We start from the raw sequence: 15324 nt of genomic DNA, 5'->3' as shown, positions 1-15324 counted from the left end.
TGGCGCAGTCATCAGGCCACCCCGCAGGCGGCTATTTCATCGCCGGGGGCAACGTGCTATGCACCCCCTATGCTGCACATTAACGACGTCGTCTATCGCATTGGCGGCCGTGTCCTGCTGGATCAGGCCTCCGTTCACATTCCCGCCGGGGCGCGGGTGGGTCTGGTTGGCCGCAACGGCACCGGCAAATCCACCCTGCTTAAACTGATGATGGCCGAACTGGCCCCGGAATCCGGGGATATCCAGATCCGTCCGCGTGCCCGGGTCGGGCGGCTGCGGCAGGAAGCCTCGGAAAGCACCGGCACCCTGATTGACACCGTGCTGGAGGCCGATACCGAGCGCACCGCCCTGCTGGCGGAGCTGGACAACGACCCGGCCCCGGAGCGGATGGGCGAACTGCACGAGCGGCTGGCGGCGATTCAGGCCCATTCCGCCCCGGCCCGCGCCGCACAGATCCTGTCCGGCCTCGGCTTTCCGGCGGAACATCACAGCCGGTCGGTGCGGGAATATTCCGGCGGCTGGCGTATGCGGGTGGCGCTGGCGGCGGTGCTGTTCTCCCAGCCGGATCTGCTGCTGCTTGACGAACCGACCAACCACCTGGATCTGGAAGCCACCCTGTGGCTGCAGAATTATCTGGCCGGATACCCCGGCACCCTGATTGTGGTGTCGCATGACCGCGACCTGCTGAACGAGGTGCCCAACCGGATCGTCCATCTGGAAAACGGCAAGCTGGTTGCCTATGGCGGCAACTACGACACCTTTGAAAAGACCCGGCGCGAAAAGCTGGAGCTGATGATCAAGGCGTCGGCCAAGCAGATGGAACAGCGCAAGAAGATGGAAGCGTTCATCGACCGCTTCCGCGCCAAGGCCAGCAAGGCCCGGCAGGCACAGAGCCGGATCAAGATGCTGGAACGGATGGGCCCGGTGATCTCGGTGATCGAGGAACGGGCGATTACGCTGGAATTCCCCGATCCCGAGCCGCTGTCGCCACCGGTGATCGCCGTCGAGAACGGCGTGGTCGGCTACGACGGTCGGGCGGTGCTGCGCAAAATCAACCTGCGCATTGATCAGGATGACCGCATCGCCCTGTTGGGGGCCAACGGCAACGGCAAATCGACGCTGGCCAAACTGCTGACCGGGCGGCTGGCCCTGATGGACGGCGACATGCGCCGGTCGTCAAAACTGCGCATCGGTTACTTCGCCCAGCACCAGACCGACGAGCTGAACCCCGACGACACCCCGCTGGGCCACATGACCAAGGCGCTGACCCCGCCGGGCGGCATGGCCCCGCCGGAAAGCAAGGTGCGCGCCCACCTCGGGCGGTTCGGCTTTGGGGTTGACCATGCCACCACCAAAGTCTCCAGCCTGTCGGGGGGGGAAAAGGCCCGCCTGCTGATCGCCCTGATGTGTAAGGAACAGCCGCACCTGATCGTGCTGGACGAACCGACCAACCATCTGGACATCGACACCCGCGAGGCGCTTGTCGCCGCCCTTAACGTGTTTGAAGGCGCGGTGATCCTGATCACCCACGATTCCCATCTGGTGGAGTCCTGTGCCGACCGGCTGTGGCTGGTCGCCGACGGCGGCGTCGCCCCGTTCGACGGCGACATGGACGACTATAAAAAGTGGCTACTGTCACAGGCCCGCGACGCCCGGCGCGATGCCACCCCGTCGACGGATGAACCGCAGGTCTCCCGCAAGGATGCCCGCCGCGCCGCCGCCGAGGCCCGCGCCCGCATCGCCCCGCTGAAGCGCAAGGCCGAACAGGCGGAAAAGCAGGTCAATGACCTGACCGCCAAAAAGGCGGTTCTGGAAGCCAAACTGGCTGACCCCAAACTGTATGAAGGCCCGGCGGACGCCGTCGCCAAGATCCAGAAAGATCTGGGCGACCTCAGCCGCCGCCTTGACGATGCCGAGGCGGTGTGGATGGAGGCAATGGAAGCCGTCGATGCCGCCGAGCGGGAGGAGGCGGAAGCCCTGACATGACCGGAACGGTCATCTCAGGATTGGTTTTCCCCCGCAAATGCCGGGCGGGCGCAGCCGCGCCCCTGGCCTGCGCCCCGACACAGGCACGGGCCCTCAATGGGCCTGTCAGCCCGGCAAGCCGGGTTTCCGGTATTTTGTTTCTGACCCCGCTTTTGCCCCCGTTTCTGCCCCGTTTCTAAAGGTCCTCCCCCATGAAGCAGTATCATGATCTGATGCGGCTGGTTCTGGAAACCGGCCACCGCAAGGAAGACCGTACCGGCACCGGTACCCTGTCGGTGTTCGGCCATCAGATGCGCTTTGACCTGTCCGACGGTTTTCCGCTGGTCACCACCAAAAAGCTGCACCTGAAGTCGATCATCCACGAACTCCTGTGGTTCCTGCGCGGGGACACCAATATCGGCTATCTGCATCAGCACGGCGTCACCATCTGGGATGAATGGGCCGACGAAAACGGCAACCTCGGCCCGGTTTACGGGGCGCAGTGGCGGTCGTGGCCCGATGGCAGCGGCGGCACCATCGACCAGATCGCCCAGCTGGTCCACAGCCTGAAAACAAACCCTGACAGCCGCCGCCATATCGTCTCGGCGTGGAACCCGGCAGAAGTGAATGCCATGGCCCTGCCGCCGTGCCACTGCCTGTTCCAGTTCTATGTCGCTGACGGCAGACTGTCATGCCAGCTCTATCAGCGCTCCGCCGATATCTTCCTCGGCGTCCCGTTCAACATCGCCTCTTACGCCCTGCTGACGCTGATGCTGGCGCAGGTCTGCGGCTATCAGCCCGGTGACTTTGTGCATACACTGGGCGACGCGCACCTGTATCTGAATCATCTCGATCAGGCGCGGGAACAGCTGTCGCGGGATTTCTTCCCGCTGCCGCAGATGCGGCTTGACCCCGCCATCACCGATCTGTTTGCCTTCACCTACGATCACTTCCGGCTGGAAAACTACCAGTCGCACCCGTCGATCAAAGCCCCGATTGCGGTATGACCATGACCTCTGCCCCTCTGCTGCCCGAAACCCTGTCTCTGGTGGTCGCCGTTGCCCGCAACGGGGTCATCGGGGCCAATAATGCCCTGCCGTGGCATCTGCCCGATGACCTGCGCTATTTTAAGCGGGTGACGCTGGGCAAGCCGGTGATCATGGGCCGGAAGACCTTTGTCTCCATTGGCCGCCCCCTTCCCGGCCGCCCCAATATCGTGCTGACCCGCGACACGGCATGGACCGCTGACGGGGTGGAGGCTGTCCACAGCTTCCCTGCCGCGCTGGCCGCCGCTGCCGCCCACGGGCCGGAAGCAATGGTGATCGGCGGGGCAGACCTGTTCGCCCTCGGCCTGCCACTGGCACAACGGCTGTACCTGACCGAGGTGTTTATGGATCCGGCGGGGGACGTCCACTTCCCGGCCTTCGCCCGCGATGCATGGCAGGAAACCGCCCGCACCCCCGGCGAACCGGCTGCCGACGGTACGCATACCCATGATTTTGTGGTGCTGGAACGCCGCTGAGACCAACCGGCAGCAGGGATGGGCCAAAGGGACCATGATCCTCGCGCAGGCTTGACGCATCCGTCAGGTATGCGACGATGAAACCCTTACCGCCGTAAAGGACTCTGTGGAATGCCACTGCGCCGCCCCGCTGAAATTCTGCTGGTCGAAGACAATCCGGGCGATGCCCGGCTGACATTCGAAGCCCTGAAGTCGAGCGGAACCTCTACCAACCATATCCACCACGTCAACGATGGGGAACAGGCGCTGCGGTTTCTGCGCAAACAGCCGCCCTACGCCAGTGTCCCAACGCCGGATGTGGTGCTGCTGGACCTGAATCTGCCCCGTAAGAATGGCCGCGAGGTGCTGGCTGACGTCAAGGCTGACCCGGCCCTGCGGTCAATCCCGATTGCGGTGCTGACCACCAGTTCCGCCCGCGATGATATCAACAGCTGCTATGCGCTGGGGGCAAACGCCTACATCGTCAAGCCGGTGGAATTTGACCGCTTTCTGGATGTGGTGAAAAGCTTTGAGCTATTCTGGCTGCAAACGGTCAGCCTGCCCCGGACATGACGCCCGCCTGACAAAAAAAGCCCGGACCAGACGATCCGGGCTTTTTCTTTAGCTTACAAGCCTCAACGCTTCTTCGGCTTCTTGTCCGGGTACGGAGGGCCGTAGAGGATGAAGGCGCTGAAGCTGGTACCACCGGAGGCCAGATCCAGCAGCTCATCGGGCAGCTCGTCGGTGTTGACGGCGGCGGGCAGCACGATCACGGCTTCACCCGGCTGCTCTTCAATCACACGCAGCTTCAGCTTCAGCGGGGATTCCCGTTCCAGCAGGGCGGTCAGCGCCGCATCGGGATCGGCCAGAAGCTGGGCACGGAAGGCCGGATCGGTTTCCGCCTTCTTCACCATTGCCGATTCAATGTGTTTACGCAAAGCCAGAATTGGGTCTTCTGAGGGCAAAGCGGTCATCGGACGTATCCTATCAGTCTGAGGGGGACGGAGCAGACCTCCACCCCTGAAAAGTGACAGGGGCAGGATAGGACCGAAAATGCCGCAGCGGGAGGGGGTGTCGTGACTGTGTCTGCGCAGAAACAGAAGGCAAAACCTCCCTGTGATCCCGATCACTTGCTAAATTTTTCAATGAGTTAAAGCGCAATCGGTCTTCTGAAATCAGGCCCGCCCCGCCGTTCCGGGAGCCCCCGGGTCAACCGGCGTTTATCTCTCTGGCAGAATTTTCAGCGCCGGATACCGTGGCGGCGCAAAAACGGGCGCGGAATTTCCTCCGCGCCCGTCTGATAAAGGCTTTGTCCCGAATCAGAGAACTTTGATCAGAGAACTTTGATCAGAAGAACTTGAACAGGGGCTTCTTCCGCTTTTCCACCTTCAGGGTCTGGCGCAGGGTTTCCGCGATCGCGGCGTAGGCCTTGGCGTGCGGGCCGTCAGGATCAGCCATCACCACCGGGGTTCCGGCATCAGCGGTTTCACGGATGCGGATATCCAGCGGAATATCCCCCAGGAACGGTACGCCCAGTTCATCGGCGGTGCGGTGCGCCCCGCCATGGCTGAACACGTCTTCCCGGTGTCCGCAGTTAGAGCAGACGTGATAGCTCATGTTCTCGATTATGCCGAGGATCGGCACCTTGACCTTCTCGAACATGGCCAGCCCCTTCCGGGCATCCAGCAGGGCGATATCCTGCGGGGTGGAGACGATCACCGCCCCGGCCAGCGGCACCCGCTGGCTCATGGTCAGCTGGGTATCCCCGGTGCCCGGCGGCATATCAACCACCATCACATCCAGATCCCCCCAGTTGACATCCCGCAGCATCTGTTCCAGCGCCCCCATCACCATCGGGCCACGCCAGACCACCGGGCTGTCTTCCGGCACCAGAAAGCCGATCGACATCACCTTCAGGCCATGTGCCTCCAGCGGTTCCATGCCGCCGTTCTCGCCTGCTACCGGCTTGGCGTGGGGAATCCCCATCAGGCGCGGCACGCTGGGGCCATAGATATCAGCATCAAACAGGCCGACTTTCAGGCCCAGCTTTGACAGGGCCAGCGCCAGATTGGCGGCGGTGGTGGATTTGCCGACCCCCCCCTTGCCAGAGGCAACGGCGATGATCTTCTTCACCCCCGGCAGGTCCAGCATGCCCTGAGCCGGGCGCCCGGCTGCCGGACCGTGGGAATGCCCGTGCCCGTGAGAATGGCCGTGAGCATGGCCCTGCTGCGGCGTGGCGCTCTGGCCCGGCTTGTTGTGGGCGGTCAGCACCACCTGCGCGGTCAGCACGCCGGGCAGGCCATGCACCACCTGCTCGGCGAGTTTCCGCACCGGCTCCAGCGACGGCCCCAGATCCGGCGGCACTTCCAGCGTCACCATCACATGCCCGTCGCGGACCACCACGCCCGCAACCCAGCCGGCGGCCACCACATCCTGCCCCTGCGGAGTGTTAACCCCCTTCAGGGCCGCAATCACATGTTCCTGCACGACAGCCGCCATCTTACATCCTCGCTCAAAAAAACCTGTGGCACGCCGGACACCCTTCCGGCCGCCAGTGGTTGCCCGCGCCGCCGTCATCGCCTATAACCGGATGACGATATCGCGAAAACACTTTTCCGACCGCCGCCGACGGGTACCGGCGATTGCGCCTTGCCTTTCCGGGGCCGGAGCCTGCAATTTCGGCATCTGTGGCCATAAACACAAGTGCCAATTCGCCCTTTACCGCTGTAGGGTTTTCCGGTGGGGGCGGTCAGAAAAACGGTTTTCCCCTGCCACAGCCTTGACGGCGGTCAGGTTTCACCACACTTGCCACCCTACGGCCTGTTTTTCGGGCTGTCGGATGAACAGGACAACATAGAGAGGTAGGACTCAATGGGTTCCAGCAATCAGGGCGGTCCCTGGGGCGGCGGAGGCGGCCCGTGGGGCGGTGGCTCCGGCAACGGCGGCAACGGCGGTTCGGGCGGCGGGTCCGGTAACGACGGCAACCGTGGCAACCCGTGGGGTAACGGCGGCAATGGCGGCAACGGCGGTGGCCGTGGCCCGCAGCCCCCGGATCTTGATGACCTGCTGCGGCAGGGGCAGGAACGCCTGAAGCAGGCCATGCCCGGCGGTTTCGGTGGCCCGCGCGCCATCGTGCTGCTGGTGCTGGGCATGCTGGTGGCGTGGATGGCCACCGGTTTTTACCGGGTCAACCCGGATCAGCAGGGCGTTGAGCTGCTGTTCGGCAAGTTTGTCAAAACCACCGGCCCGGGCCTGAACTACTGGTTCCCCGCCCCGATCGGTGAAGTGATGACCCCGCGCGTCACCGAAACCCGTCAGGTTGCCATCGGTGGCCGTGATGCCCGCCGGGGTGCCGATGCCGCCGTCGGCGGACAGATGCTGACCGGCGACCAGAACATCATCGACGTCGATTTCATCGTGCAGTGGCGTATCCGCGATGCCGGTGAATTCCTGTTCAACATCCGTGATCATGAGACCACCATCCGCGCCGCCGCCGAAAGCGCGATGCGTGAGGTGATCGGCCGCACCCCGCTGGAAGTGGCGATGACCACCGGCCGCGGCGAAGCCCAGACCCGGGCACGCGACCTGCTGCAGGGCATTCTTGATACCTACAAGGCCGGTGTGACCGTGCTGGATGTGCAGCTGCAGAAGGCTGACCCGCCGCAGGAAGTGATCGACGCCTTCAACGACGTGCAGCGTGCCCGTCAGGATAAAGAGCGCCTGCAGAACGAAGCCAACACCTACCGCAACGACATTCTGCCGCGTGCCAAAGGGGAAGCCGAGCGCCTGATTCAGGAAGCCAGCGCTTACCGCGACCGCGTGGTGAAGGATGCCGAAGGGGAAGCCGCCCGCTTCCTGTCGGTTTACGAAACCTATCGCAATGCCCGTGACGTCACCACCCAGCGCCTGTATCTGGAAACCATGCAGGACGTGCTGAAGCAGTCCGACAAGGTCATTCTCGACAAGGCCGGCGGTGCGGTGCCGTACCTGCCGCTGCCGGAAGTCCGTAAAGCGCTTCAGGGTCAGGAGAGCAAGTGATGAGCACCACCAAACTCGGCATTTTCGGGATTGCCGCCGCGGCTGTCGCCATCCTCGCCAGCAGCTCGCTGTTCACCGTGCGCCAGACCGAACAGGCGATTGTCCTGCAGCTCGGCAATCCGGTGCGGGTGATCAAGGAACCCGGCCTGCAGTTCAAGATCCCGTTCATCCAGAACGTGCTGTATTACGACAACCGGGTGCTGGACCTTGATCCGCCGACGCAGGAACTGCCGCTGGTCGATCAGAAGCGCATCATCGTCGATACCTATGCCCGCTACCGGATTGTCGATCCGCTGGAATTCTATAAGACCGTCCGGCTGGAAGAAAACCTGCGCAACCGTCTGGGCGGCATCCTCAATGCCGCCGTCCGCAAGGAAATGGGCGAAAGCGAACTGACTGACCTGCTGACCGAAAAGCGCGGTGAGGTGATGAAGCGGATCAGCCGCACCGTCGCCCAGCGCGCCCCGGAATTCGGCATTCAGATCATTGACGTCCGGATCGGCCGTACGGATCTGCCGCAGCAGACCTCGCAGTCGGTGTTCAACCGCATGCGGTCTGACCGTGTGGCGCAGGCAGCCCAGCTGCGCGCCGAAGGCGAAGAGCTGAAGGTGAAGATCCAGGCGGAAGCTGACCGTACCCGCACCGGCCTGCTGGCCGACGCCCGCCGCGAGGCGGAAGTGCTGCGCGGGGAAGGCGACGGTGCCCGCAACAAGATCCTCGGCGATGCCTATGGCAAGGATGCGGAATTCTTCCGCTTCTACCGCTCGATGGATGCCTACCGTCAGGCTCTGGGTGATGGGCGGACCACCATGGTCCTCAGCCCGGATTCCGAATTCTTCCGCTACTTCGGCAAAGCACCGCAGAAGTAAGCCCGACAAATGTGCATGATCCGAAAAAGCGGGGGAAACCCCGCTTTTTTGTTTTTAAGCCTCCGAAATCCGGTCCTGCTCGCCCCGCCCTCCCCCGGCGATGGCCTTCTGCCTTGCTTTCGCCCAGATTGACCGGCCCAATGGGGGACCATCGTCTGTACCGATGAAAAACAACCGGTTCAGACTCCGTTCAGGGCAATTGTTCTTGAATGCATGTACAGAGTGCCCCACATACTGGGGTGCCGTGATCCGGCCCTACCGTCCCCGCCCTGCCGCCGAGTCTGTTGGATGTTTCAACAGCCCCGGTCAGGGGCGGCGGGCGGTGCGGCGGGACCACGGCACCGGGTATCCGGCGGGTACGCCGTCCTGAAGACTGTCACGGAGGCAAGCGTGTTTTCTGCCTATCGCACTCCCCTTTCCCGCCCGCATTCTCCGGCGGCGGGCCCTGTTTCAGCGGCGGCCCCGCGCCGCCGTGCCGCACCGCGCGCCATCGCCGCCCGCCTCAGCGCCGGACCGGCTGCCGGATGGGTGCTGGCGCTGGCCGCCGCCCTGATGGTGCTGGTGTCGCAGATGGCACAGGCACAGGCCCGGGGCGCCCCCGACAGCTTCGCCGATCTGGCGGAACGCCTGTTGCCTGCGGTGGTCAACATCTCGACCTCGCAGACCATTTCGGCTGACCGCAGCCCCGACATGCCGCAGTTCCCGCCGGGATCGCCGTTCGAGGAATTCTTCAAGGATTACCTTGAACGCCAGAACCCCGGTGGCCGCAACGGCGGCGGCGAGCAGCCGAGCCAGCGGGCAACCTCGCTGGGGTCGGGCTTCATCATTGATGCCGACGGCTACATCGTCACCAACAACCACGTCATTCAGGATGCTGACGAAATCACCGTCATCCTGTCCGACGACACCGCCCTGAAGGCGGAGCTGGTCGGCCGTGACACCAAGGTCGATATCGCCCTGCTGAAGGTCGATGCCAAGCGCAAGCTGCCCTATGTCGATTTCGGTGATTCCGACAAGGCGCGGGTCGGTGACTGGGTGATGGCCATCGGCAACCCCTTCGGGCTGGGCGGCACCGTCACCGCCGGGATCGTTTCGGCCAAAACCCGCGACATCAACGCCGGGCCGTATGACAGCTATCTGCAGACTGATGCCCCGATCAACCGTGGCAACTCCGGCGGGCCGCTGTTCAACATGGACGGTCAGGTGGTCGGGGTTAACACCGCCATCTATTCCCCCTCCGGCGGCAGCGTCGGTATCGGCTTCGCCTCTCCGTCCAACCTGCTGAAGCCGGTGCTGGAAGACCTGCGAAAATACGGCAAAACCCGCCGGGGCTGGCTGGGTGTCCGTATCCAGACCGTCACGGACGAGATCGCCGAAAGCCTTGGCCTGAAGAAAGCGCGCGGTGCGCTGGTGGCTGGCATCGAAACCGGCAGCCCTGCCATCGGTGCCGGAATTCAGACCGGGGACGTGATTCTGGAGTGGGACAGCCGCGAAGTGAAGGAAATGCGCCGCCTGCCCGCCATGGTCGCCGAAAGCAAAATCGGCGAAACCGTGCCGGTGGTGATCTGGCGTGACGGTGAACGCAAGACCGTCAAGGTCAAGGTCGGCGAGCTGAAGGACGAGGAACAGCAGGCCAAGGCCGATGCCCCGAAGAAAAAGGAAACCGCTTCGGTGGAAGCCACCGCCGTCAAGTCGCTTGGCCTGTCCGTCACCCCGGTCAACGAAGCCAGCCGCGCCAAATACAACCTGCCCGACACCATCACCAAGGGCCTGATCGTCACCGATGTGACCGCCAAGGGCCCGGCTGAGGAAAAGGGCATCCGCCGGGGCAACGTGCTGCTGGAAATGGGCGGCAAGGAACTGAAATCCGCCGGGGACATGGCCGAGCAGGTGGCCAAGACCAAGGAAAGCGGGCGGAAATCGGTGCTGCTGCTGGTGCAGGTCGGCAACGACATGAAGTACGTGCCGGTCAATATCGACAACTGACCCGTCTGATTTCTGACACCCCGGGAGCCTGTTCCGCACCGGACCAGAAAAAGCCCAAAACACAGCCGCCCCGGAGAGACCCCCTCCGGGGCGGTCTGCTTTTAGGAGCCTGCTCCCCCCACCCCGTTCCTGCCGCATTTTATCCGGATCACGGTTTTGCCGTCCCGATCCCGGTGGCCGCCAGCCTGCCGGATCCGGGACAGTCCCCGTCCCGAAACCGGGGATCACCCCCGGTGCATTTTCCGAGGACGCCGTGACCAAGGATACTCCTCCGGGCGGCCTGAAAGCCGTCCTGACCCTCGCCCGTGCCCAACGCCGGCCGATTGCCATCGCCTGCGCGCTGGCCGCTGCCGGAAGCCTGCTGGCCGTTCTGCCGTTTCTGGTGGCGGTGCGGGTGGCCACCGGCCCCTCGCTGTCCGGGGCGGCGTTTCTCGCCGCCTGTCTGGTGTTGCCGCCGGTGGCACAGGGCCTGTCCACCGGGCTGGCCCATGCCGCCGCCTTCGATGCCCTGTACCGGATCCGCCGTGATCTGGCCGACCGCCTGCCCCGGCTGCCGCTGGGCTATTTCACCGCCCGCCAGACCGGAACCCTGAAGCGGACCCTGCATGAGGATGTAGAGGCACTGGAGCTGTTCCTCAGCCATCAACTGCCGGATATGACCGCCTGCCTGATGTCCCCCTTGCTGATCCTGCTGCTGATGGCGGCGGTGGACTGGCGCTATGCGGTGGCGGCCCTTGGCATCGTGCCGGTCGCCCTTTTGGTGCAGAAACGGATGATGCAGGGCCACGGCACCCGGATGGGCGAATACTTCAGCCGGATCGGCGCCATCAACGGGGCGACGGTGGAATACACCCGGGGCCTGCCCACCCTGCGCGGGGTCCCCCCCGGCTCGCCGGTGGAAACCGCCCTGCTGGACCAGATCAGCGGCTTCCGGGCCTTCGCGGCGGACTGGTACCGTCTGTGGGGGCCGTCGTGGGCGGCCTATACGGTGGTGGCCGGGGCGTCACTGCTGCTGATCGCGCCGCTGGCGCTGTGGCTGACCGGCACCGGCAGCAGCCCGCCGACAGAGGCCGCCTTCGCCCTGCTCGCCGCCACCGGACTGGGGCCGCCGCTGCTGCGCCTGACGGTATACGGCGAAATCACCCTGCGGGTGGTGCAGGCGGAACGGAAAATCACCGCCATCCACACCGCCCCGGCCCTGCCGGAACCGGGGACACCCGCCCCGCTGCCGCAGCGGAAGGACCTGAGCTTTGAGGCGGTCAGCCTGCGGGCCAAGGACACCCTGATCATCGACAGCGCCACCTTCACCATCCCGGCCGGAAAGCTGACCGCCATCATCGGTCCCTCCGGGGCCGGAAAAAGCACCCTGTTGCGGCTGGCGGCCCGTTTCTCCGATCCCGACAGCGGCCGCATCCGGCTGGGCGGCACCGATCTGCGCGATCTGGCCTCGACCGATCTGGCCCGCTGCATCGGTCTGGTCAGTCAGGACACCTTCCTGTTCGACGATACGGTGGAAGCCAACCTGCGGCTGGCCCTGTCCACCGGCGGGCTGCCGCCGGACGGGCCGGAGGCCGACGCCGCCCTGCGGCGGGCGGTCAGTCTGGCCCGCTGCGAGGATGTGATCGCCGCCCTGCCCGAGGGCTACGCCACCCGGCTGGGCCGGGGCGGACACCGCCTCAGCGGCGGCCAGCGTCAACGGCTGGCGCTGGCCCGCACCCTGCTGGCCACTCCGCCGGTGCTGCTGCTGGACGAGGTGTCCGCCTCCGTCGATCCGGTGCATGAGGCGCTGCTTCAGCAGGCGATTGCCGGGCTGCCGGGGGAACGGACCATCGTCGTGGTCTCCCACCGCCTCGACAGCACCTGCCATGCCGATCATCTGGTGTTTGTCGAGCGTGGAACGGTGACCGCCGAAGGCGACCACCCGCACCTTCTCGCCACCTGCCCGGCCTATGCCCGGCTGTGGTCACTCCAGCAGAGTAACCTCGGCTGGGATCTCCGTTCTTCAGGAAAACACGCATGACCGCCCTTCTCGACCTGCTCCGGCTGGCCGGACCGGAACGCCCGTCCCTGATCCTGTCGCTGGTGCTGCGGCTGGCGGAAGGCCTGCTGCTGATCGTGCCGCTGTCGATGGCGGTCTGGATCGCCGCGCTCCTCCTGGACCCCGCCCATGTACCGCCGTTGCCGGGGCTGCCGGGCCTGCCCCCGGCAGGCAGCGTCGCCGGGGTGCTGGGCCTCGGCTTTCTGCTGCACCTGCTGGTGGCCCGCGCCGCCGGACGGGCCGGAACCCTCGCCGGATACAGCATGACGGCCCGCCTGCGCCGGGAGTGCCTGATACGCCTGCGCAGCCCCCGGCCCGGCCGGAACGGTAACACCGGCGGGGCCGGGCCGGACCCGGCCTCGGTGCTGATGACCGATATAGCCCGGCTGGAGGTGTTCCCCGGCATCATCCTGCCGAAGATGGTGCAGGGCATCCTGTTTCCGCTGGCGGCGATTGCCGGGGCGATGGCGGCCGACCCGGTGCTGGGCCTGCCGCTGCTGGTGGCCGCCGGGCTGCTCGGCCCGGCGCTGCTGCTGGCGGCCCGCCTGCAACGGCAGGCCGGGGAGCATCTGGCCGGGGCCGGGGCCGAGCTGAACGACCGCCTGATCGACATGCTGCACGGCATGCCGGTGCTGAAGTCGTTTGCCCTGACCACCCGCCACCTGCACCGGGCCCATCAGGCGATGGAACGGATGCGCGATGCAGGAAAGGCCCTGACCGCACGCTATGTTGTCGCCGCCATCTGCGTGCCGGTGCTGGTGGCCGGGGCCGGATCGGTCACCATCGGCATGGCAACCCACCGCCTGATCGCCGGGGAGCTGACCGCCGGACCGTTCCTGCTGTTCCTGTTCCTGACCCTGCGCCTGTTCGGCCCGGTGATTGAGCTGGTGGAGTTTTCCTCTCTGCTGCAACAGATGTCGATTTCCGCCCGCCGCCTCTCAGACCTGTCCGGGTCTGCTTTTACGGACACCGGCCTGTCCGGGCCAATCTCCGCTGACACCGGCCCGGCAGCCACCGGCCCCCTTGCGGCCACGGTCAGCCCGCCGGATGTCACCTTCCGGGCGGTCAGCCTGACCCATGCCGACGGCACCACCGCCCTGCGAGAAGCCAGCTTCACCGCCCCGGCGGGCCGGCTGACCGCGCTGGTCGGTCACACCGGAGCAGGCAAGACCACCGTCGCCCATCTTGCCGCCGGACTGCTGACCCCGACGTCCGGGCAGATCCTGCTGGGTGGGCAGGACCGGGCCGCCCTGCCACCGCACGGGGTTGCCGAGCTGGCCACCGGGTTGGCCACCGGGCTGGCCACCGGGCTGGTCGGCATGATGCCGCAGCATGTCACCCTGTTCAGCCTGTCGGTCCGCGACAATATCCGGCTGGGCCGCCCGTCGGCCCCGCAGGAGGAGATCGAAACCGCCGCCCGCCGGGCCCGCTGCCATGACCTGATCCTGTCGATGCCGCAGGGCTATGACACCGTCCTCAGCAACGGCGGGGCGGCCCTGTCCGGCGGCGAACGGCAGCGACTGGCACTGGCCCGGCTGTTTTTACAGGATTGCCCGGTGATGATCCTCGACGAAGCGACCTCGGCGCTGGATGTGGAGAACGAACGGCTGGTGCAGGATGCCCTGTCCGAACTGGCGCAGGGCCGCACCCTGATTGTCATCGCTCACCGCCTGTGGACCATCCGCAACGCGGACTGCATCGTCGTTCTCGATCAGGGCCGGGTTGAGTCCTGCGGCACCCACAATGATCTGCTGGGCACCAGCCCGGTGTACGGCAGCCTGTGGGCCGCCCTGTCCGCTGCCCCCGGCTGGCACCGGGGCGCCTCCATCAATTAAGAATGATTTGCATTATCTGCTGTTTGTTCCTACAGTCAGTCCGGACTGTCCGGCCCCTTTCCCGGACTGACTGCATGGACCCGCCGGATATGAACAGCGTTTCCACCTTCCCCCTGTCCCCGACCCTTCAGCAGACCTCGGCCCCTGCCCCCCTGCATCACCACGAGGCCATCCGCCACGGCGGGGCCGCCATCGCCGGGCGGGATGAAAGCCTGTGGCTGCGCCCCGGCCTGCTGGTGATGCTGCGGGACATGACAACGGTGCAGGACCTGTCCGGCGAAAAGGAATGCGGCAGCGGCCTGCACATCGGCCTGATCCTTGAGGCAGCAGGCTTTACCTGGCTGGACGGGGACAGCCACCGCTACCCGCTGCAACCGGGCACCCTGTCGGTGATGACCTCCGCCGGGGCCGCCCGGGGGGGCTTCTCGGTCCCGGCCGGAACCCGGATCCGGCTGGTCGATTTCCGTTTCGAGGATGCCTATTTCCGCCCCCTGCTGACCCCGGCGGCCACGGTCATCCCCCCAACCCCCGATGCGGTCCGCTTCCCGGCCGGAACCAGCGTGGAATTCACCTACCGCCCGCTGCCCGCCGACCTGCGCCTGCTGGCGGAACGCCTGCTGGCCGCCCCGACGCAGGGGGCCAGTGCCCGCCTGCTGCTGGAGGCCCGGGCCTTTGAGGTTCTGTCGCTGGCCCTCAGCGGGCTGATGACCGACCCGGCCCCGCCGAAAGAGACGCCGGGTGGCCCCCCCCTGTCCGGGCGGGACCGCAGCCGCCTTCAGACCGCCTATGCCCTGCTGTCGGCGGATCTGGAGAATCCGCCGCCGCTGCGGGAGCTGGCCCGGCAGGTCGGCCTGAATGAAAACAAGCTGAAGCAGGGCTTCCGCAGCCTGTTCGGTAATTCCGTCTATGCCACGGTGCAGGAACTGCGGATGAAGGACGCGGCCCGTCGTCTGGCGGCGGGCGAGGCCTCGGTCACCGAAATCGCGCTGGCGGTCGGCTATGCCAATCCGGCCCATTTTGCCAAGATCTTCCGCCGCTACTACGGGGTATCCCCCAGCCGTTACGCCGCCACCGGCAGATAGGGTTTCCCGT

12 protein-coding genes are annotated in these 15324 nt (G+C 65.7%); 10 read left to right on the top strand and 2 right to left on the bottom strand.

The genetic code is table 11. The features are described 5' to 3' along the window. Nucleotides 1-69 precede the first annotated feature (69 nt). The 4 genes from G365_RS0104530 to G365_RS0104510 all read left to right on the top strand — a co-directional run bounded on the left by G365_RS0104530 (nucleotide 70) and on the right by G365_RS0104510 (nucleotide 4039). A complete protein-coding gene (locus tag G365_RS0104530) occupies nucleotides 70-1986 on the top strand; it encodes an ABC-F family ATP-binding cassette domain-containing protein (protein ID WP_019644318.1) in 1917 nt (638 codons plus the stop codon). Between the two features lie 191 nt (nucleotides 1987-2177). After that, nucleotides 2178-2972, top strand: a complete 795-nt coding sequence (locus tag G365_RS0104520; RefSeq protein ID WP_019644316.1) for a thymidylate synthase — start codon at nucleotides 2178-2180, stop codon at nucleotides 2970-2972. Continuing rightward, complete coding sequence (locus tag G365_RS0104515; RefSeq protein ID WP_019644315.1) at nucleotides 2969-3487, top strand: dihydrofolate reductase; 519 nt, start codon at nucleotides 2969-2971, stop codon at nucleotides 3485-3487. Before G365_RS0104520 ends, G365_RS0104515 begins: the two co-directional genes overlap by 4 nt. A 111-nt stretch (nucleotides 3488-3598) precedes the next feature. Continuing rightward, nucleotides 3599-4039: a response regulator gene (locus G365_RS0104510; RefSeq protein WP_019644314.1), complete on the top strand. Its 441-nt coding sequence runs from the start codon at nucleotides 3599-3601 to the stop codon at nucleotides 4037-4039. 62 nt (nucleotides 4040-4101) lie between these two features. On the opposite strand, the gene G365_RS0104505 is transcribed toward G365_RS0104510, so the two are convergent. Further along, entirely contained in the window at nucleotides 4102-4440 is a 339-nt protein-coding gene (locus tag G365_RS0104505; RefSeq protein ID WP_019644313.1) for a hypothetical protein, read from the bottom strand. Nucleotides 4441-4813: 373 nt separating this feature from the next. Continuing rightward, a complete protein-coding gene (apbC, locus tag G365_RS0104500) occupies nucleotides 4814-5965 on the bottom strand; it encodes an iron-sulfur cluster carrier protein ApbC (protein WP_019644312.1) in 1152 nt (383 codons plus the stop codon). 372 nt (nucleotides 5966-6337) lie between these two features. On the opposite strand from apbC, the gene hflK reads away from it, so the two are divergent. From hflK to G365_RS0104470, 6 genes are all read left to right on the top strand, one after another. Next, nucleotides 6338-7504: an FtsH protease activity modulator HflK gene (gene hflK / locus G365_RS0104495; RefSeq protein ID WP_019644311.1), complete on the top strand. Its 1167-nt coding sequence runs from the start codon at nucleotides 6338-6340 to the stop codon at nucleotides 7502-7504. Continuing rightward, nucleotides 7504-8373: a protease modulator HflC gene (gene hflC / locus G365_RS0104490; protein ID WP_019644310.1), complete on the top strand. Its 870-nt coding sequence runs from the start codon at nucleotides 7504-7506 to the stop codon at nucleotides 8371-8373. The genes hflK and hflC overlap by 1 nt, the downstream gene beginning before the upstream one ends. Nucleotides 8374-8763: 390 nt before the next feature. Beyond that, on the top strand, nucleotides 8764-10359 hold the full coding sequence (locus G365_RS0104485) for a DegQ family serine endoprotease (protein WP_019644309.1): 1596 nt from the start codon (nucleotides 8764-8766) through the stop codon (nucleotides 10357-10359). A gap of 253 nt (nucleotides 10360-10612) precedes the next feature. After that, nucleotides 10613-12379: an ABC transporter ATP-binding protein gene (locus tag G365_RS20330; RefSeq protein WP_019644308.1), complete on the top strand. Its 1767-nt coding sequence runs from the start codon at nucleotides 10613-10615 to the stop codon at nucleotides 12377-12379. Then, nucleotides 12376-14232 carry an ABC transporter ATP-binding protein gene (locus G365_RS0104475; RefSeq protein WP_019644307.1) on the top strand — a complete coding sequence of 619 codons (1857 nt, stop codon included), beginning with the start codon at nucleotides 12376-12378 and terminating at the stop codon, nucleotides 14230-14232. The genes G365_RS20330 and G365_RS0104475 overlap by 4 nt, the downstream gene beginning before the upstream one ends. A gap of 74 nt (nucleotides 14233-14306) precedes the next feature. Next, nucleotides 14307-15314 (top strand): helix-turn-helix transcriptional regulator, encoded by a 1008-nt coding sequence (locus G365_RS0104470; protein ID WP_019644306.1) that lies wholly within the window; start codon nucleotides 14307-14309, stop codon nucleotides 15312-15314. The last annotated feature ends 10 nt before the right edge of the window (nucleotides 15315-15324 follow it).

The sequence above is a fragment of the Novispirillum itersonii subsp. itersonii ATCC 12639 genome (genome assembly GCF_000381985.1).
GTDB classification, from domain to species: domain Bacteria; phylum Pseudomonadota; class Alphaproteobacteria; order Rhodospirillales; family Rhodospirillaceae; genus Novispirillum; species Novispirillum itersonii.
Note: the sequence above shows the minus strand (reverse complement) of the source record. Positions and strands in the feature narration are given on the sequence as shown.